Genomic DNA, 18,588 nt, shown 5'->3' with positions numbered 1-18,588 from the left:
TCCTTCAAATTTTCCGTCACAATCCGAAAAGGATGTGCGTTACAAGGTTGGCTCTGGAACGAAGGTAGCTGCGCGCATAAAAAACGTCCCGGATGACTTCGCCACAAGTTGCCATTCATCATCATACACAAGACAGTCAGCATACAACAACGTCTTGCCCTGTTTCGCCACTTGCGCTTCTGCAACGAGCTGGTGTCCGCGCGCGGGCTGCAAATAGGTAGTATGGAGGTCAATCGTGACAGCCCGTTGTACGCCCTCGTCTGACTCTACGAGATTAGACATGGCGACGTCCGCAAGTGTAGAGATAATTCCACCATGCACAACGCCGACACTGTTCATGTGAAGTGGTTGCAAAGTCAAGCGGACGTTGACTCGACTGGAACTTACGCGTTCATATGTAAAGCCCAAAAATCCGTCCAACGGCTGTTCTATAAAACTCACTCTGCCGCCCCCCTTTTCTCTCTACTGCACCGAATTCGAGCCCGTTACGCCGTGGCCTTGTCCGTACTTACCACCTTTCGATAGGTTTCGCCTGGAAAAGAGGCTATGACCGACCATACCAAGGACAATTAGAATGATACCGCAAACGGACAGCCATGACGGCATGTGTGTATTGGTGAACAGGAGCCCAAGCAACACTGTGAACACAACTTCACCGGATTGAGTCGCTTCAACGACGGCCAAGTGACGGACATCCCCTCGCGTCCGGTCAGTCGCGGCAAAAAACAACGCCGTCGCGATGACGCCAGAAGAGAGCGCAACCACTACGCACTGAACGACCTGTGCTTGGGTCGGCGGTCCTGTCCGCAGGAGGCCATACACAGACAGAACGAGCCACAGGGGCAAGCTTGCCAAGGTCATCCCAAACACGCGCTCAAGAGCAGCTAACCGATTACCGCAGACCTCCATCATTTTGCGGTTTCCAAGCGGATAAGCGAACGTGCCGACCCCCATGAGTACTAGTGTCAGCCACAACACACGCGCACTGACTGTACTCGTATGTCCCAATTCAACAAGCACAATGCCGCCCAAAATCACCAAAGACATCAAAAGTCCCCGTACCGGAATGCGATGTCTCTGTCCTGGAGCAGGGTGACCATTCGACTGGCGAAACAGGGGCGATAAAAGAGAACCAGCGACAATGGTAAACTGCCAAGTCGCGGCTACCAGCCAAGAAGGCGCATACTTCGCACTGACGCAAAGCGGGATGTAAAACAATCCGAAACCAACTGTGCTCCAAATCAACCAGCGGATGGGTGCACGTGCCAACTCTCGCACAACAATCGGCAGTGTCCCGCGAACAGACACCACGACAAGCAGCATTGGGAACATGAACAGGTAACGCAGGGAGGCACTCCACTGCCAACTCCCCCCCGCCTGCGCCATGCGCTGGTTGAGGACAAATGTCACGGCGAAAAAGAGTGATGACAGGAGTCCCAGCAAAATCGACGAACCCAACTTACGAGTTTCGTCTCCTTGCCCTCGTCCTTCGTGCGTGGATGTGGTCACGTCGATCCAAGTCCCCTCCTTCTTACTGTCCAACATACCACAGGTGCACAGACGATGGATGTCCATCTCCGGGATCGAACAGATTACCCTTTTGCTTCGTCTATAGTGAGGTGTATGATGACGACGTCTGTGGATAGGCACAGCCGTCCGACTCGTGCCAACGCTACATACCGACGCTTCACTACACAGTCGTGCTACCTGGGGGTTCAAAGTACAGATGATGAGGCAGCCAATTAGAATATTCCTTTTGTTTTTGACAGGTGCCGCGTATATCGCGAGTTACGGATATGCCTATTCGCGAGCAGTGGCACTTGGAATTGGCATGGTTCCGACCACATCCACCTACCAATCACACGTCGCGCTCTCGACGTATATTCTCCCCCTCACCCTAGCGATTGTGTTGTGCGTTGTCTTCTGCCTGCAGTTGCCTGCACTCAAGTCGGTGAAACTGCAACTCATCGTGATTGGGGTCATTTCGTTTTGCGTAAGCCTGTGGGTGATTTCCAGACCCCTCACACTGTCTTTAGACACCTATCGCTATTTGTGGGACGGGCATCTACTCGTCCACGGTGTCAGCCCCTATCGGGCCGTCCCACTCTCCCCAGTGCTAGACGCATACCGTAACTTCCGCTATTGGCCACTCGTGGGTTGGAAGACCACACCAGACGCCTATCCGCCCCTCAGTCAGATCTACTTCGTTGCAGCAGCGGCGATTAAGGATGGGGCTCTGTGGCCCTACCGCACCATCGCGTTTGCCAACCAGTGCATCTCTCTCGTCTTGTACCTCATCGTTCTAAAAAAGCGGGCGCGACCGCACGGACTGCAGCGCAAGGATATCTTCGCGTTTGCGTTGTTTGCCCTGTTTCCCCCTGTCATCAACGAGTTGATTGGAGCCTCACACGTAGACACCTTCGCAGTTCCGTGGCTGCTGCTGGCTTGGTGGATGTGGCTCGAAGACAGGCCGCTGGTTGTAGGCATAGCCATTGGCCTCGCGACGCTGATTAAACTATGGCCGATCGTTCTTATCCCAGCATTCTGGCGCTGGGGGCAGAAAAAGCCAAACACTCTAATGATCGCGAGCGGAGGCGTCACCTTAGTCGCTGGTTTCGCACCCTTTATGCTGCTGGGGCACGGCCATGTATTCGCGTTCTATCATAAGGACCTGTTCTTTGACGAAAGTCTCTACTTCCCAGTGCGGCACTTTATACAACACACACGCCACGGGGCGACGGTCATCTTGGCTGTGATGGAGTTGCTCGCTTGGACCTATATGCTATCCAAGCGTGGACGCGCGTTGACGTTTGAACAGAAGGTCACTATCCTCGGCATGACTTTCCTCTTGTCATCACCGATGCTCCGACCTTGGTATCCGATACCTTTAATTCCCTTCGCAGCGCTCGCGGGCGACTTATCCGTTTTCTACCTTTCCGTGTCCATTCAAACTCTTGGTTCATTGACGCCCCGGGAGTTTTTCCCGTACATGCCGATAGAATTCATCCCCACCTACGCCGCCGCTATCATCCAGTGGTTTGTTCAATGGCCGCGTGCGGCGATGCGGAAGCTTCGCACTGAGTAGCCGACCACTCCTTGCAGTCACATACACACTCCAGCCATGCAGTGTATGGGTTCGTGTCGGTAGTTCTGCTGATTGGATGCGTAGGTATGGCCAAATACCGCCACTGTCGCTCGTCTCGCCGAATACCCTGAAACAAGTCAACTTGAAGGGAGGGCGACGGTGAATGTGTTCCCGAGATGATTGTTCACAGGCCATGGGACAGTGGGTCCGATTTCAAACTCGATGGGGCGTACACCGCGGAATCGTTGAGTCTGTCAATCAGCGAGCGGTGCTTGTGCGTATGCCGCGCCAGTATGCTCCGGTCGGGCTCACGAGCCACTCCACGGCAGGTGAAACAGACGACACCAGTAAACTCGACATCGCACTCGCAGCTTGGTCCGGCTACGGAGGCTACGGGCGCGGTTACGGACGCGGCGCCCCTGGCTACGGCGGTTGGTACGGCGGCTGGTGGTGGTGGTGGCTGGCATTCGCTTGCTTCATTGAATAGACCACGCATCCCACGACGTCGTCGCATTGACAGTATTCAAACCGGAGACTTTTCATTTCGACTAGCTTTCGATCCTGGTGCTGGGGATACCGGACGACTTCAATCGACAGTTGGCTTTCGACTATTGGGAGAAACTCCTGCGGGGTTCATTCTGCGTTCGGGACACTTTGAACTCAACTCAATATAAGGGCATTCGCGGATTGAATTGCACATCCCAAGAGGGTAATCCACGTCCCCGACTCTGCGATACCCTGTTGTGAAGTGCCACTTACACTCAGATGCTTGCACAAGCATAGAACGAAACAAGCACCAGACTTGGTCTGTTGCCATCACATACCCCTACCCCGATAGTATTTTGAAACTGGAATATTTATCTATAGAAACATAATGATACGGCACGGCTAGAGTGTCTATAGGACTTTTGTCCTAAACTGAGCTGTCGTTCATCGATTGTCTCGAGTCGTCTTCATGGATCTTACAAACTCCATAGGGAATGATTGCGTCGCTCGCAACATGATAAACGGTCGAAAATATTTTGCACGCTTCACTTCTAGGACAAATGTGCCCAGCCACACAAAAGAACGTCGGACTGCTCCCAGCTATGTATCTATAGTCATCCACGAACCCCTGTCACCCCTACCACCCATTCAACGCTTCCAAAGCATATTCTACATCATCTCTATCTGTCCATTGAACTAAACCAAAAGTTCGTGGGAGTGCGGACGACTGCTACATGGGTGAGTATGCTGGCAGCCCAGCGATCACTAATATTAGGATTCTGGCACTGCATGATGTACTCATGACGAGAGTCTAACGAAATGTGATGTGGAAGAACAAAGAACACAGACCTTGAAATCGCGACTCAGATGGAATAGAGCTCATGTACCCATCAGAATCCACTGTTGGAAAAAGTCCCATGGCATTAAATGCGCTCAGCTTATAATTGTTTCCTATTCCTTGACTAGGGTGAAAATTTTATCCCATTACCCTCGTCCGCAATCGAATGCACCGACCGCGACTGTGCTAGACTTCTGTCAATCGTTGTCGAATTGAGAGGAGAGCACGTTGTGACCAGGTCATGGACGAACGACTTCATAGGGCAATTTAAGATGTTTGCGGGTCTCCTATTGATAGAAATAGTTTTCGAGGTAGTCGTCTACGAGTGGTTAGGTAACTATATATTTGGTACCGCGTGGCATTCCCGCAGGGCTCTTGAACACGTAGTACATTCTGCATGGCTTCTGGCGGTCACCACACCATTATTGTATTGGTACGTATCTAGACAGTTTCATAAGCAATCACGGCTACACCAAGACATGTGGAAAATGGCCCACCATGACGAGTTGACCGGGCTGCCTAACCGCCGACTAGCATACATCAAGATGAAAGAACTTTTGTCCGATAGCATTCGCTCGGGCGACTCAATGGCAGTTCTCCTGATAGACCTGGACAGGTTCAAGGAAGTCAATGACTCACTCGGACACGATGTTGGCGATGAGGTTTTGAAAATTGCTGCCGGACGCATCTGCCATCTTCTCGGTATGGGAGAAGTCGCTGCACGGCTTGGTGGAGATGAGTTTTTAGTTATGATCCCGGTTTCTTCAACCGAAGAAGCTGTCCAAGCAGCTGACCTACTACTCGAGCGACTTCAGGAGAAGATTACATGGAACGGATATGAATTCTATTTGACTGCCAGCATCGGCATTGCGCTGTGCCCTGTGAGTGGAGAAACGGTGTCGTCTGTGATGAGGAGTGCTGACCTCGCGATGTATGAGGCGAAGCGAGACGGGAAGAATCGATGGCACATTCACATGGAGGCCTTACAGGAGAAGCTTTACTCGACTTTCCGGCTGCAAAATGACTTGCGACGAGCTGTGTACGAACAGGACCAGCTATTCCTAGAATTTCAGCCTCAGGTAAACGTTGAAACCAACCGGGTGGATTCCCTGGAAGCGCTCATTCGATGGCAACACCCAACTCTCGGCGTGATCCCACCGTCAGAATTCATACCGATTGCCGAGGATAGTGGACTGATTGTCAAGATAGGGGCACTTGTACTTCAGACTGTCTGTATCCAATTGAATGAGTGGAAGAGAACAAACAAAACTATCCTGCCGATTGGCGTGAATGTGTCTCAAATAGAACTAGCGCAACCGGACTTCGTAGAGACGTTCCTGTCGGTAATTGCCGACTACAACATCGACACATCTTTGATTTGTATTGAGGTCACTGAAACGTCGTTAATGAAGAACGAAAGAGAAGTTCGAGATAAACTGACGCAACTAAGGCAACGCGGAATTTGCGTGATGCTAGATGATTTCGGAAACGGATACAATTCTCTAGGGGTTTTGCGGCAACTTCCGATTGACACTGTAAAAATTGACCGGACATTTGTAAGGGACATTCACAGCAGTGTTGCGGACCGCTCGCTCTTTTCTGCCCTCGTGCACCTTGCCCACTCATTTTCTCTCACTGTGCTTGCCGAGGGTGTTGAACACCAGCAGCAACTCGCTGTCGTCAGCGAAGAGCGCTGTGACCAGTACCAAGGATACCTATTTAGTCGCCCTATCACAGCGAACAAAGTCGCGATCGACTATTTGTGATATTACCTCATGACGCAAAACCCGCAGCCGGAGTCGTCTGCGGGTTTTGCGACGTTTTCCACATTGATCAAGACATAGTGGACGTCTAAATATGATGGGTCCGGTGATGTGTTGTCGTCCCCATACTAGGAGTACCGGAAACGCCGTCGTTGAATGCTCAGGGTGCCGCCACTGGTTGTGTGATGGTTGCAGCTAGTTTCGCCGCGCTTGCCATCACTGGTTGCACGGCCGCGATCCCATCTTCCACGACTTGCACGACTGCCGTAACTTGTGGGCTGGTGACGGTGATACCGACCTTATGCAGTCCCGCTTGGACCGTGGTAATTAGTGCGCCCTTTTCTGTCTCACTCATGTCAGCCCAAGACTTACCAGATGCCGCAAGTACCTTCGCAATCTCCTGCGCAAGCGTGCTTTGAAGCAGTCGGTCCGTGATATGATGCAACTCCACCTTCCCTGTAGCTGCCTCGCTCGCGAACCACGGCGACTCCATGAGGCCGCGCACCAGTTTGCCAGCGTCATCGAGCGCAACGCCAATGCCATTCGGCACCTTGTCTGCGACGAGCGTAGCTGCATCCTGCGCCAGCTTCGGTTTCTTCTTTCTGAGCCACTTCCAATCTGCCGCCACCTTCGCTACCAGAGCTGCGCCAACTGAAGCAACTACCGTCCAATCCGTGCCTGTCCACTGCATAGGGATTGCCTCCTTTAAGGTTTAAGAGTTGTGGTAGAACCGTCCGCGAGGTGAATATCAGCAGACGTGATGGTGCTGGGCGTGGTGGGTACCGTCTTGTCAAACGAGAAGTTCCACTCGCCGTTTACGTTCTTCATCTGAAAGCCAGGGATCTGTCTGTCCTCAGTCCACAGAATGTAGGTGCTCCCGTCATACACGACCGCTGGGAATTCCGCGCCGTTGACCTTCACTTTGGTTGTTTGCATATCCTCACCTCCCGTGCTCGGGTACCAACCCGGGTCACTGTAAATCTCGTCGAGGTCGACCTGCAGATGCGCCACCCAGGTATCGACCGCGGACTGGTACATCGCCGCGTGTGGACTGATTACCCCATTCGACCACGCGAGCGTCTGCCAGACATGGTCCGGTCGCCCCTTCGCGTCAGGTGACAGCATGAGGTAGTTGACGATGCTGATGCCGCCATAGACCCCCACCGCAAACTTGCCGTTGAGTACCTCCTTGATGGCTTGGAAGTACTCGTCGACCACAAGGAAGTCCGCTGTCTTGCATGCGTCGTAGTCGACGGAATAATAGACCGCGATCGACGGGTCCGGATGTACGCCGAGCCACTCCAACTCAGTCAGCGTGTCGAGCGCATCCTGCCTGCCTTGTGCTGCAGAAAAGTAGCCGCGATAGTTGCTCAGGCCTTCCCAGTTAAAGATGACGCGCAGGTCTGCATGGAGATACACCTGGAGTTCTTCGGGCGTCACCGCTTTTGTCCACCCATGCGTCTTTGCGCCCAGATAGACAACGGCCTCATACCCTGCGGCTTTGAGTGCTTTACAGTCAGCTGCCCAAAACGGCGTATAGCGGTCAACAGCTTGTGCGATGCGTTGCAATGTCTTTCCCTCCCTCCATCTGCGCCAAGAGATAGAACGCCATGACTGCGTCAATCATTTGACCAGCGCCTCCTGTTCGTTCTCTTCGTGCGTCTGGATCCAGTCCCACATCTCCTGCCACTTGGACAAAAACATGGCCGCGCGCTGCGGTGACTCTATGACATCAAAATAGTTGGACTCGAGACTGGCTGACTCGCTGAAGTTCCAACTGCCGCTGAGCACGTCAGTCTTATCACGCACCGCGAACTTGTGGTGCATGATGTGATGCTTCTCGGACGTTCCCTCCAGGAGCGGTATGCCAGCCGTCAGCAGTTGCTCTACTTCCGGACGCTCGTATGTTCCGCGAGCCTGCGTATGGTCGATGACGAGAGCCACATCTACGCCTTTGTCATGCAGGCTTATCAAATCCGCGATCAGAGGTGGTAGATGCATGCCGTAGATGGCAATTCGCAGATGCGATTTTGCGCCCTGGATGAATGACAGAAACACGTTCTGGGTGTCGTCGTCTGGACTAAAGAACGTTGTGACTTTAATGCCAGCCTCAACTGCCAATGTCTTCACCTCGTTTCATGGCCGCTCTTGCCGCATTCACGGCGGCTTCACGGTTATCGTCTACCAGCGCCTCGAGAATGCGGTTCAACAGCTGCCTGTCCTCTACGCGCATCCGCTGCAGCTCTTTGATGACGCTCCACATCGCCTTGAGTTGGTCCGTGTTGTTCTTCAGCAACTGAACCAACATTCCCATGGACTGCTCGTTCCCAATGGCAAGTCCCGGTTGCGTGCCGCCCGAGTAGATAGTTAGGAAGGCCATAAGTGCCAGCATGTGAGGGTCGAACTTCGGGAACGCCAGGTCGACCGTCGCCCACCCAAGGATGAGCAAGACCTGCTGCTTGAAACCCGGCACGCCACCGAACCACTTCGTGAAGGTGAAGATTATCTGCCGGTCCCACTCCGTCTCGATAAACGGCCAATAGAACGGATAGAGAACGCGTTTAGAGATGAGCGTGAATCGCTGCATCGACCACCCACCCCGCTGTCGTTAAAACACAAGTGATTAGAATGCCGATGAACCACTTGCTCCATCTAGGTAGCCGACTTTCGGCCTCGGCCTGAGCCGCAGCTGCGTCCTGTTGCGCTCGCTCCAACGCCGCGACTTTGGCCTGCTCGTTGGACTCAATTACCTTGTCGAACTTCTCATGCAGACCGTCCATGCGCTCGTTGATGTAGTCGTGCATGTCGTCAAACTTTCGGTCTACATTCGCATCCACTGCATCCACTCGCCCGTGCAGCTTTTGAATAGATTCGTCTATGCGATCCTCAAACACCGTCTTCCAACCGAGCAGACCGTCCACGTCTCCGCGCAGGCGCCCCACCTCGTGCGCTATGTTGATGTCCTCTTGCAGGAACGTGTCTCCCGCCACTCTGTCACGCTCCCTTCGGGCAGACATGCACGACGTACTTCTTGGCTGCCTTCCACATGTCTGCCGGACTCGGAGGCGGGTATGCCTTTACCGCACGCCATCCAGCACGCCAGGCGATGGACTGTGCGAGCGTCGAGCAGTACGGCATCAGCTTGTCGGTCCACGTCACGAACCATCGCGGCAGGTGCAGACGACCGCCCGAGATGTCCCGCAACCCCTGGTCGATGATGCCGAACCAACCGTAAAGGCGACCACGTTGCCTGCGTGCCCAATCCAGCGCGTTGTTCAGCCCGTGACGGTTAGGGTACGGCGGTCGACAGATAACGCAGTCGTGGTACACAATCGGGTGAATCGCCGTCTCCTTTCCGTCTGCCTCAACTTTCGTCCACGGCCCGAGCGCCACCGCGATGTGCCACGGCCATGGACCGTTGCTGCGTTCTTCCAACTCTTCGCCCGCCTGGATGAGCGCTTCTCCCACGTTGTCGGCGTGGAAATAGAAGATTAAGTCGCCCGGCTTGCACAGAAACTCTGACACCCAATCCACCTCCTCACATGAAAAACGGACCCGACCTCTGTCGAGTCCATCGTGTAGCATGGTTGGGTTGGTAGCGACGCTTAAGGAGCTACGATTGCAACTGCCGTAGATTGCGCCGACTCGCCACCGGAAGTGTCCACGGCGGTCACTGCGAAGGTGTACTGCGTGCCCGACGTGAGGCCTGTGAGGCTGTCCGAGTTCGTCGCGACATTCCCGACCTTCGTGCCATCCTGGTACACGTTGTAGGACGCGAGGTCCGTGTCGGGGTTCGCTGTCCACGCAAGCGATGCAGTACCGGCACTCGCACCTGGTGTAGCCGTCAACCCTTGCGGAACTGTTGGGGCGCCCCAGATGACGGTCGGAATGACGGCGTCTGACACCGTGGCAATCAGCGCTTCCTTCGCCCATTGCTTGTCTTCGATGGTCGCCAGGAATGTCCGTAGCTCCGCGCTGAATGAGAAGAACTCAGTTTGAGTCGGGGACCACACGCTACCGTCAAGCGCCCGCAGGCTCTTAGGAGTCGCGGTAGAGTTCGCCTGCAGATACGCATATTCGCCTGCGAGCATCGCGACAGCAAACACATCCATTGGAAACACCTTTCCGCCGGCAGTTGTGGACGTGAATCCCGTGGCGAGCACAGCCGTGACAGCTGCCCCAATGACACCGTTCTGCGTCGTTTGCAGGTACGCCGTCCACCAGTCTGCGAGATCTGTCTGGCTTGGCAACGGATGCATGGTGGTGTCCCAGTATGTGATGACCTGGTTGCCGTATGCGTCGTTGCCGACCACAAAGCCGACGCCAAGCACCATGTCCGGGTAGTGGTTCTGTACCGCTTGGACAATATCCATGTGCTAGTTTCCCCCCCCCAGTTTGTAGACTTTGGCTTGTAGGTCTTGCACCGCTCCAACCAGATGCGCGATCACTGCGTAGAGGTCGATGCCGTGACCGTCCTCGCTCTGCACCTCAACTGGCGAGTCTTCCGCGATCAGGCCCACTCGTTGCCGCGTCTCACCTCTGATGACGTAATCCTGCAGGGCCAAGTCATGAATGACCTTGATCGACTCCGCAATGTTGTGAGCACGTACAGCTTCCTTCCACGCACCGGAAGATGCGTTGACGTACGAGTACGAATACATTGCACGCAATGCGACGCCGCTCTCCCCCACGACGTTCGTGTTGTTCGATGTCGGTATCAACGCTGCGTCTGAGTTGCCAGACGCCTGTTGAATCATGAAATGCGGGCCAACCGACGTCGAGATAAGATGCAACGACGTGTCGCCTCTCAGATAGCCGTTTCCGCCTGCGCCGAGCCAAAGCACCCCGGTCATTTCCATGTCGCCTTGGTTCAGACTGTGCCCGGCTGTTGTCGTCTGCGCTGTGGCGGCGTAGGTGAACGTCGTCGTCAGCCCTGGACTGTTGGTGAAGTAGACGCCGTTCTGGTTCATGGCGAACAACTCATACCCGTTCCCTTGCCCGTTCAGGTCCCACATCGTGAAGTTCATCTGATTAGGACCGCCGAGGTTCAGGTCGCCCGTCGTGATGTTGGACGCATTCATGTTCGTCACGTTCACAATCGCCGCATCCAACGTCCCTGTATTGACCTGCGAAGCGTCGAACCCTGCACCGGTGCCGAAAGTGGTGAACGTCCACCCGCCCGCGCCGTCCTTCTGGTCGCTGATCCCGAAGATGCCGCCAGCCAACCGAAGCGCCTGCGTGGCGTTCGCATACGTGGAGGCGTTAAGAATGGTGATTCCGTTACTGTCCACCGTGACATAGCCGCCCGCAGACTGGAGCGCGTTCTGGTCGGCGCTGATGATGCCGTTCAGCCACGAGGTGTCGATGGTACTTCCCGGTTGCAACGCCGTGCTGGCTGTGGCAGCTGCACTGGTAGCCGTGCTGATTGCTGTGGTAGCGGACGAAAGAGCGGAAGTGGCCGTCGTGGTTGCACTCGTGGCTGCTGTTGTAGCTTGCGCAGCTTGAGCGCGTGCTGCAGACGCGTTTTCAAGCGCCGTCAGAGCCTGCGACGCCGTCTGTACTGGTGCCGGCAGGATGACGCCGAGTGTAACCTGTGTATTGAGCGGGTCCAGTAAGTCCCGGTCGAGTTGCACCACACGCATGGACTGGCGCAGAGGTGGCGACATCTCTGTGTCGATGACATTGACCGTATCGCCGAGCCGCACGGCCTCGTGTGCGTAACCCGCTACCTGTTCCAAGTCCACCGTTGTCATTTGGTACGTCACAGCCGGCGCATTGATGGTCTGCAGGTAGTCCCAGGCCTCTTGGAGCAAGTCAGCGGCTATCGTCTGGTTGCTGTCGGTATAGGCCGTGAATCGGTTGCGCGTACCACCTGCGTAGCCATAGAGAGCCAGCGCGTTCGGGTCCTCCACCCACAACTGACCGCTTGGCTTGTCCACCGGATCTCCGTTGCCAGTCGACCACGTCACTGACGAGAAATCGAGCGGGACATTCGTCGTGTAGTTCGTCGAGCCATATCCATACACCGCAGTAAACAACTTTGTGATGTCCACCGTGCGCGTGACAGACTCGAGGTCTTTACCATATTCGAACCGCTTGCCGGTCACGCTACCGCGCTGTGGTATCCAGTCCACGTAGCGCCCGGTGATTGCGTTACCGCTGATGGTCACGCGGAAGGACAACTCGCCTCCGTAGAGTTGCACGAGTTGTGAGAGTGCCGCGGCTACCGACATGCGGACTAGGGTGAACGTCTGCGTGGTCGTAACCGTCACAGTTCCCGCACCCCAGCGCGTCCCGTTCAACACCCCGGATAGGGCGGTAGATGCTGACACGGCACTCGTCGTCTCGGCGAAGCTGTCCAGCCATTCGGTCGCCAGTTCTGACGGTCCTACTTGCTCGCACGTCGCCACCTGATAGAGTGTCGCCGCACCGTCGTACTCGATGAGCGTGACCTCGAACAGCTTTGTGGTTCCGTCAATGCTGTGATACGCCACAAATGCACCCTCGGTGATGTACTGGCTGTCCGGATGGTTGGCAGGCACCGTAAAGACAAACTGGTCGAGCACCTGCGACTGCGCCGCATTCGTCGCGTTGTAGAGTTGTTCACTATGCGTGGCCGAGTAGTACATGAGCGGCCCTGAAGACGTGAGAGGCGCCCCATCTGCGGGGCGAAGCACAGCCTGCAGAACCTCTGCCGAGTTGAAGATGTAGAGATTGAGGTTTTGCGGTTGTTTGCGCTCAACTGTCTGAACAGACACACTGCCAACGCCTACAAATGCAGCCGTGGGGCTTTCCACAACGCCAACGGTCGCGGACAGCGTGCCGATGCCAACGAATGCTCCGCTGGTCGATTCTCCTTCATCTGGCGTCGCGGACAGAGAACCAACGCCAACAAACCCGCCTGCGGCTGGCTCAATCAGGTCTGCTGATGCGATGAGCGATCCGACACCCACAAATGTGCCAGCGATGTACGGCGACTGCAATGTGACGGATGCTGAGAGGTTGCCCACGCCAGTGAAGCCGCCGCCCGTTTCTTCAGCCTCCGTTAGTGTTGCCGACAGAGAACCTACGCCGACGAACCCGCCTGACGTGGTTGATTCCTCAATGATCGTTGGTGCTGAGAGTGTACCCACACCGACGAAGGTGCCAGAGACGTCGCTCGGCGTGGTCGGAGCAAGTGTCGTGAACGGCACCTGCGCAACAACCCACGCCCCTCCAGCCTGTGCGTTGGAGTAATAATTGGTGGAGGACGCCAATCCGCTTAGGTTCACAGAAGCAAAGCCATTCGCATCAGCCGTAACGGATGACTTATTCGCCCAAGCCGGCGGGTAAGTTCCTCCATCGCTGGTACCCCAGTAAAATACGACACTAGCCCCCGAGGAAGCACCGGACACGGACAGCGTGGCGCTGTCGCTTGTGACATTGGTCACAGATAGAGTAGCTGACACTAAAACTCACCTCCCGCCCCGTTATGTCATCGCGGGAGTTTTAGCCGTTGTACGCCACCAGGGAGAAGGTCAGCGTGCCCGCCTTGATGATGATTTCGTCGTTCGCGCCGCTGGTGAGCGTTTCGGACGGACTCGATGCGACGCGCGCGATCATGTTGCCACCTGTGGCAGCATCCATCAGGCCAATAAACGTCTCTGTCTCAGTCGCGCCTGTCCATGGTGCAAAGGTGATGTCACTCGGGTTGGACACCGAACCGGCTGAAGCAGTCGGGAACGTCACCGGCTGCCGCGCATAGCCGCCGCCGGACAATTCGTTTGTGGTGTCGCCTGCTGTCGTGGGGTCTGCTGTAAATAGTGCCACGTAGAAAGTGCCGCCCCCGATCGTCACCGTCGCGTTGAGCAGCGCGTTTGCGCCGTACGTCGTGAGATTGCCTTGTCCTGATGCCAATGTGATCGCCTCCAAAGGATTGGTTATAGATACCGCTCCGTCCAAGCGACAGAGCCAGTTGAAACGCCTGCTGGGCTTACGGTGAGTGTGTTACCTCCCGGCGTCAGCGCCGGGAAGTCCGACGTGATGTCGAGAGCCTGCATATTCGTCGCGCCGTTGATCGTGACGAGAGCTCGCGTACAGTCAACGGTCAAGGTGTCCCCAGCCGCAAATGAGTAATTGACGAGCGCGAACGCACCAGAACTATGCGTGATTTTGATAGAAGTGGCTGCCCCCGTCAGAGACAAGGTGATGACCGGATACGTTTCATAGGTGCCTTGAATGCTCGGTGACGCTATGTCATTTATGAAGGCCGCCGAAGACTGACTCTGTGCGTACGCAAAGGGATCCGAGCACCGGAAAATGATCTTACCGGTGCCAAGCGTCGCGATTTGTGCGATGTCCGTCGCCTGCGTCCCGGCACCAGTGCCCATGCCGTCATCCATCACTGCGTAGTACGTCTTGTCAGGCTCATTGTCGAAAATGAGTGGCTGTAACCCATTAACAGGTGAGAGCCACGCGGCGATCGCACGCGTATCCGGTCGGAAACTCGCCAGGTCAGACGCGATATAGGCGATGTCTACTGGTATCCACCGTTCAGCGATGTCCGTCCGGAAGTACCACTCACCCGGTCGGCGCGGTACGCTGGTGGCCTGCGCCAACAACGCAGGCGTGATGGACTGCGTCGTCTTCTTCGCGTAGATGCCAAATGCGGATGAATGCTGCCCGTTGTATGAGAAGCCGTATCCCTGGATCACGGGGCCTTCACCCCCACTGAGCGCATCTGTTGGTTATTGACCCTCTGCATCTGCTGCCCGAGCCGCACAATGTCCTGACGCGACTGCACCACGGGATTGTGGATGTGCACATCACCGCCGGTGAAGCTCCTCTGGTCGTACTGCTGGATGGTTTGCGCCGCCTGCGTACCTACCGAGCGCCCGAGCATCATCGCCTCCACGTTCGGCGGTACCAGCACGTGAGACATAGCCGCTCGAATCACCGGGATGCCTGCCTCAAAGCCAGCCGCATACATCTTGATAAAGTTAGGTGCCCACTGGTCAGATGTCGCGCCAGGACCGAGTTCGGTCGGCGAACCAAAGCCGAGGAAGGCCTTAATTTGCTTGGCCACGCCAACCGCAGCTTTCACCACAGCGTGCGCGCCGTTCTCAATACCCTTCGCGAGCATGTTTACCAAGTTTTCTCCCCACGTCAGTGCCTGGTGGCCCAGCATCGCAATCTCGTTGATGATATCCGCACCGAGCTGACTCCAGCTCATCCGGAAGATGCCCACAAACGCTCGAAAGCCTTGTGTGATGCGCGCCCACATGCCGGTGAAGAACGTTTCAAGTTGACGCCAGTGGGAGATAATCTCCCCAGCCACGACCCACAACGGGACAAGCATGGCGATCAGCGCTTTGATCGGACCCGGCAAATGATTAAACCAGTTCCAGGCCTCTTTGAGCCACGCGACGACTTGCTTCCAGTGCGTCACAAGGACCACGATCCCAGCCACCAGAGCCGCTATAGCGATGATGATCAGGCTGATAGGGTTGGCGTCCATCACAGCCGTGAGGGCTATCTGAGCCAGTTCCCACGCCTTAGTGGCTGCCGAAGCCGCGTAGGTCGCTACCGTCTGTGCGACGATCTTTGCCGTGTTGCCGACCCAGGTCGCGCCCGCTACCACACCGGCTGAGATGCTTTTCCACTGCGTTGCCGTCCATGCGACAGTCACCTTTATTGCGTCGGATACATTTAGCGCGTATACACCGATTGCCGTCCCAAATTTCGACATGACGAGCGCATTAAACGCAACCCGAAGGCCGAAGAGGGCCACGTCCAGGAGCGCCATCCCAGCCGCCAGAGACATCACCGCGTGAGTTCGGACAAACTCCATGATCTGGCCCCAATGCGCCACAACTTCGTGGAGACCTATCAACGCGATTGATATTCCCGTTATCCACATCCCGAGTGGACTAGCTAACAGCGCAGTTCCTGCAGCCCTCAGCGCGAAGAACGCGCCAATCGCGAGCCCAATCGCTGTCGCGAAATCATTGATGATAGGGTGCGCCTTCTGCAGCCACATAAGGAACTGGAACACTACGTCCAAGCCCTTCAAAATCCGGTTGATGAGCACTACAAAGACCGTCCCGGTGTCGATGATGACCGGGTTCAGCTTCACCATGGACGCCACCCAATTGATGATGTCGGCGACCGTCTTTATCAGCACTGGACTAATCGGATCGACCGCCTGCAGGAGAGACCACACCAAGGACACAAGGCCGCCGAGTAGGTGCATAATCGCGGACCCGTTGCTCTTGACATAGCCCATGAACGTCTCAAAGCCGACGCTACCCTTCCACGTCGCAAAGAAACTCGCCCAACTCGCCGTCATGCGCACCAGTCCTCCGAGCATTACGCTGATCATCGGCTGCATGTCCATCAGAAATCCGGCGAAGGCCTTGAACACGTTTCCGGCGATTTGGCCGAACGCCACGATGGACGGACCCGCCTCCGACGCCAGGAAATGAAAGAACGACTTGAAGAACGGCGAGTTCAGCGCGTGCGCCGCGTCAGTCAACAAGGTCTGAAACGCCTGTGCGGCGGCTTGAATGACCGGACGCATGTCCGTCATCAGGGTCTCGATTAACTTCAGCCCACCGACGAATAGTTTGATCACGGGCGTCTGGAAGCTGCGCTCGAAACTATGCCACTCCCCAACGAATTGAGCGAGTGACTGCTCGGCCTTAAGTTGTTGCGTGTCCAATCCCGCAAATGCCTGCGCGGCAGTTTTTAAGTCTGCAGCACGCGTTGTCGCACTGGTGGCGGTTTGAGCGGATGCGAGCGCTGACTGGTGCGCGGAGTATGCGCTGATCAGGCTCCTTATGTTGCCGATACTGACTGCTGCAAGACCCGCTCCACCCACGCCTGCAGCTGTCAATCCGCCCAAGAGTCCTCCCAGCCCCCCAATTCCAGCCGTCAAAACGCCAGGCGCAGCCATCCCAAGCAACGGGGCCAACGCCAGCAGCAAGGGCGACACGGCAGCCCCGCCGGCCGCAGCTGCGCCACCGCCTGCGTTCGCACCGCCTGTTCCTCCCCCTAAGAGGCTTTCGAGTTTCGCGGCTTCATCGCTCATCCCTTTAAGTGTCGCCTGTGATTCAGCGGTCTCCAGTTTGACCGGGATACGTGCCAGATCCACGCGCAGCGCGTGCGCCTCTGCTTGAACGCGTTTGACCGCAGCCACGGCACCCGGGCTCGCCATGTCGATAGCTGCGAATTGTTCGCCGAGCTGCCTGAGACGTTCTCGGAAGGTGAAGAGTGCGTCCTTGCTCAGACCGTTCGTGAGTTTGTTCGACGAGTCCAGTACGGAGGCCTCAGATGCGAGCCTTGCGATGAGCCCTGTGATGCCCCCCATCATGTCCTGGGCAGCCTTGGCGTTGCCGGGATTCGTCAAGTCCTGTGCCAGCGCAGCGAGCAGGTTTTTGGAGCCTCCTGCTTTGGACTTCCCCCCGCCAAACAACGAAGACAGGAAGCCGAGGGCGGACGTTCCACTTTTGCCGACTGCGCCCGTGGCTGCTTCTTCTTCGACGGCAAGTGTGGCCAACTCCGCTTCACTCGCTGCCAAATCGGCTTTATCTACCACCGGCCGGATAACCACTTCGCCTTCAAGGGTTGCCTTGCGCACGGCGAGGTCATCCATCTCGATTTTCGTTTCCTCGAACGTCGCTTGATCCATATGGACGTCGATCGTCGCAGGAGGGGTGACGAGTTCGTCTCTTTTCACAATTAGATCGTCGAGCTCAGCCTTAGCTTTGGCATCCTCGAGGTCAATCTTTGCGTTGGCGTCCCGGAACTCTTGCATTTTGGCCTCAAAGGCCGCCGCCTGGGCGTCCGCTTCCACGGTGTTCAGCTCCACATTCACGTCCCGGCGCCGCAGAGCTTCCAGCTTCGCCGCGAGCTCATCTACCTGCAGCTGTGCGTTCGCATCGTCCAGGTAGATGTCCGCCACGAAGCGGCGTACCTCGGCCAGCCGTGCCCGAAACGCATCCAAGGTGGCCTGTGCCTCTGCATCGCGCAGTCGGATGTCGGCGGTTGCATCTTGGATGTCCGCCAGTCGGAGTTCTATGTCTTCCAGTTTCATCTCCGCGTCCGCGTCTTCGACTTTGATGCTGATCGCCCTGTCATGCAGCAGCGCTAAGAGTTCGTCAAGCTTCACCTTGTCCTCTTCGATGTCGGCACGGAACTCTTCTCCGTCGCCCGTCACATTGACTCTCAGGTCCCATACGTCCATGGTCTCACCCCCTTCCCAGTCCGAATGCGGCGATGTCGTTGGTGTACGTCACGTTCTCACCACTGCGCGACGAAGGCCGCGAATCGTCGTCCCGGCCGCGCTCCAGTCGCTTGCTTCGCGCCTCCAGTAGCTCTACGATCACGGCCCACGGCTTGCCCAGCGTATCCTCAATGTCCCACTCGTACGTCTCAAG

Annotated in this window: 16 protein-coding genes; 3 read left to right on the top strand and 13 right to left on the bottom strand. The window is 56.2% G+C overall.

Annotated features, from left to right (window positions below; translation table 11 throughout):
• Positions 1-39: 39 nt before the first annotated feature.
• A complete protein-coding gene (locus JC200_RS19235; RefSeq protein ID WP_274433336.1) occupies positions 40-441 on the bottom strand; it encodes a PaaI family thioesterase in 402 nt (133 codons plus the stop codon).
• 21 nt (positions 442-462) lie between these two features.
• Positions 463-1,509 (bottom strand): DMT family transporter, encoded by a 1,047-nt coding sequence (locus JC200_RS19230; protein WP_274433335.1) that lies wholly within the window; start codon positions 1,507-1,509, stop codon positions 463-465.
• A gap of 217 nt (positions 1,510-1,726) precedes the next feature.
• Here JC200_RS19230 and JC200_RS19225 point away from each other — a divergent pair, with 217 nt between their 5' ends.
• The 3 genes from JC200_RS19225 (at position 1,727) to JC200_RS19215 (ending at position 6,175) form a co-directional block, all read left to right on the top strand.
• Positions 1,727-3,085 (top strand): glycosyltransferase family 87 protein, encoded by a 1,359-nt coding sequence (locus JC200_RS19225; protein ID WP_274433334.1) that lies wholly within the window; start codon positions 1,727-1,729, stop codon positions 3,083-3,085.
• A 163-nt stretch (positions 3,086-3,248) separates the two neighbouring features.
• Positions 3,249-3,572: a hypothetical protein gene (locus JC200_RS19220; RefSeq protein ID WP_274433333.1), complete on the top strand. Its 324-nt coding sequence runs from the start codon at positions 3,249-3,251 to the stop codon at positions 3,570-3,572.
• Between the two features lie 1,325 nt (positions 3,573-4,897).
• Positions 4,898-6,175 carry a putative bifunctional diguanylate cyclase/phosphodiesterase gene (locus tag JC200_RS19215; RefSeq protein WP_274433332.1) on the top strand — a complete coding sequence of 426 codons (1,278 nt, stop codon included), beginning with the start codon at positions 4,898-4,900 and terminating at the stop codon, positions 6,173-6,175.
• Between the two features lie 157 nt (positions 6,176-6,332).
• Here JC200_RS19215 and JC200_RS19210 read toward each other — a convergent pair whose 3' ends face one another.
• From JC200_RS19210 to JC200_RS19160, 11 genes are all read right to left on the bottom strand, one after another.
• Positions 6,333-6,863 carry a hypothetical protein gene (locus tag JC200_RS19210; RefSeq protein ID WP_274433331.1) on the bottom strand — a complete coding sequence of 177 codons (531 nt, stop codon included), beginning with the start codon at positions 6,861-6,863 and terminating at the stop codon, positions 6,333-6,335.
• Between the two features lie 14 nt (positions 6,864-6,877).
• Positions 6,878-7,741 (bottom strand): glycoside hydrolase domain-containing protein, encoded by an 864-nt coding sequence (locus JC200_RS19205; RefSeq protein WP_274433330.1) that lies wholly within the window; start codon positions 7,739-7,741, stop codon positions 6,878-6,880.
• Positions 7,742-7,795: 54 nt separating this feature from the next.
• Positions 7,796-8,293 (bottom strand): phospholipase D-like domain-containing protein, encoded by a 498-nt coding sequence (locus tag JC200_RS19200; RefSeq protein WP_274433329.1) that lies wholly within the window; start codon positions 8,291-8,293, stop codon positions 7,796-7,798.
• Positions 8,283-8,759, bottom strand: a complete 477-nt coding sequence (locus JC200_RS19195) for a hypothetical protein (RefSeq protein WP_274433328.1) — start codon at positions 8,757-8,759, stop codon at positions 8,283-8,285. Before JC200_RS19195 ends, JC200_RS19200 begins: the two co-directional genes overlap by 11 nt.
• Positions 8,734-9,162 carry a hypothetical protein gene (locus JC200_RS19190; protein ID WP_274433327.1) on the bottom strand — a complete coding sequence of 143 codons (429 nt, stop codon included), beginning with the start codon at positions 9,160-9,162 and terminating at the stop codon, positions 8,734-8,736. Before JC200_RS19190 ends, JC200_RS19195 begins: the two co-directional genes overlap by 26 nt.
• A 4-nt stretch (positions 9,163-9,166) precedes the next feature.
• Positions 9,167-9,697, bottom strand: a complete 531-nt coding sequence (locus tag JC200_RS19185; protein ID WP_274433326.1) for a hypothetical protein — start codon at positions 9,695-9,697, stop codon at positions 9,167-9,169.
• 80 nt (positions 9,698-9,777) lie between these two features.
• A complete protein-coding gene (locus JC200_RS19180; protein ID WP_274433325.1) occupies positions 9,778-10,545 on the bottom strand; it encodes an XkdW family protein in 768 nt (255 codons plus the stop codon).
• 3 nt (positions 10,546-10,548) lie between these two features.
• Positions 10,549-13,620, bottom strand: coding sequence for a phage tail protein (locus tag JC200_RS19175; protein ID WP_274433324.1), 3,072 nt, complete (start codon positions 13,618-13,620; stop codon positions 10,549-10,551).
• A 40-nt stretch (positions 13,621-13,660) separates the two neighbouring features.
• Positions 13,661-14,068 carry a phage tail fiber protein gene (locus JC200_RS19170; RefSeq protein WP_274433323.1) on the bottom strand — a complete coding sequence of 136 codons (408 nt, stop codon included), beginning with the start codon at positions 14,066-14,068 and terminating at the stop codon, positions 13,661-13,663.
• 23 nt (positions 14,069-14,091) lie between these two features.
• Positions 14,092-14,865 (bottom strand): distal tail protein Dit, encoded by a 774-nt coding sequence (locus JC200_RS19165; RefSeq protein ID WP_274433322.1) that lies wholly within the window; start codon positions 14,863-14,865, stop codon positions 14,092-14,094.
• Positions 14,862-18,395: a hypothetical protein gene (locus tag JC200_RS19160; protein WP_274433320.1), complete on the bottom strand. Its 3,534-nt coding sequence runs from the start codon at positions 18,393-18,395 to the stop codon at positions 14,862-14,864. Before JC200_RS19160 ends, JC200_RS19165 begins: the two co-directional genes overlap by 4 nt.
• Positions 18,396-18,588: the final 193 nt, after the last annotated feature.

The sequence above is a fragment of the Alicyclobacillus sp. ALC3 genome, from assembly GCF_028751195.1.
GTDB lineage: Bacteria > Bacillota > Bacilli > Alicyclobacillales > Alicyclobacillaceae > Alicyclobacillus_L.
Note: the sequence above shows the minus strand (reverse complement) of the source record. Positions and strands in the feature narration are given on the sequence as shown.

Coding starts and splice junctions, on each gene's coding strand:
- JC200_RS19225 (WP_274433334.1), top strand. CDS start 1,727: ATGATGAGGCAGCCAATTAGAATATTCCTTTTGTTTTTGACAGGTGCC.
- JC200_RS19220 (WP_274433333.1), top strand. CDS start 3,249: ATGTGTTCCCGAGATGATTGTTCACAGGCCATGGGACAGTGGGTCCGA.
- JC200_RS19215 (WP_274433332.1), top strand. CDS start 4,898: ATGGCCCACCATGACGAGTTGACCGGGCTGCCTAACCGCCGACTAGCA.
- JC200_RS19210 (WP_274433331.1), bottom strand. CDS start 6,863: ATGCAGTGGACAGGCACGGATTGGACGGTAGTTGCTTCAGTTGGCGCA.
- JC200_RS19195 (WP_274433328.1), bottom strand. CDS start 8,759: ATGCAGCGATTCACGCTCATCTCTAAACGCGTTCTCTATCCGTTCTAT.
- JC200_RS19180 (WP_274433325.1), bottom strand. CDS start 10,545: ATGGATATTGTCCAAGCGGTACAGAACCACTACCCGGACATGGTGCTT.
- JC200_RS19160 (WP_274433320.1), bottom strand. CDS start 18,395: ATGGACGTATGGGACCTGAGAGTCAATGTGACGGGCGACGGAGAAGAG.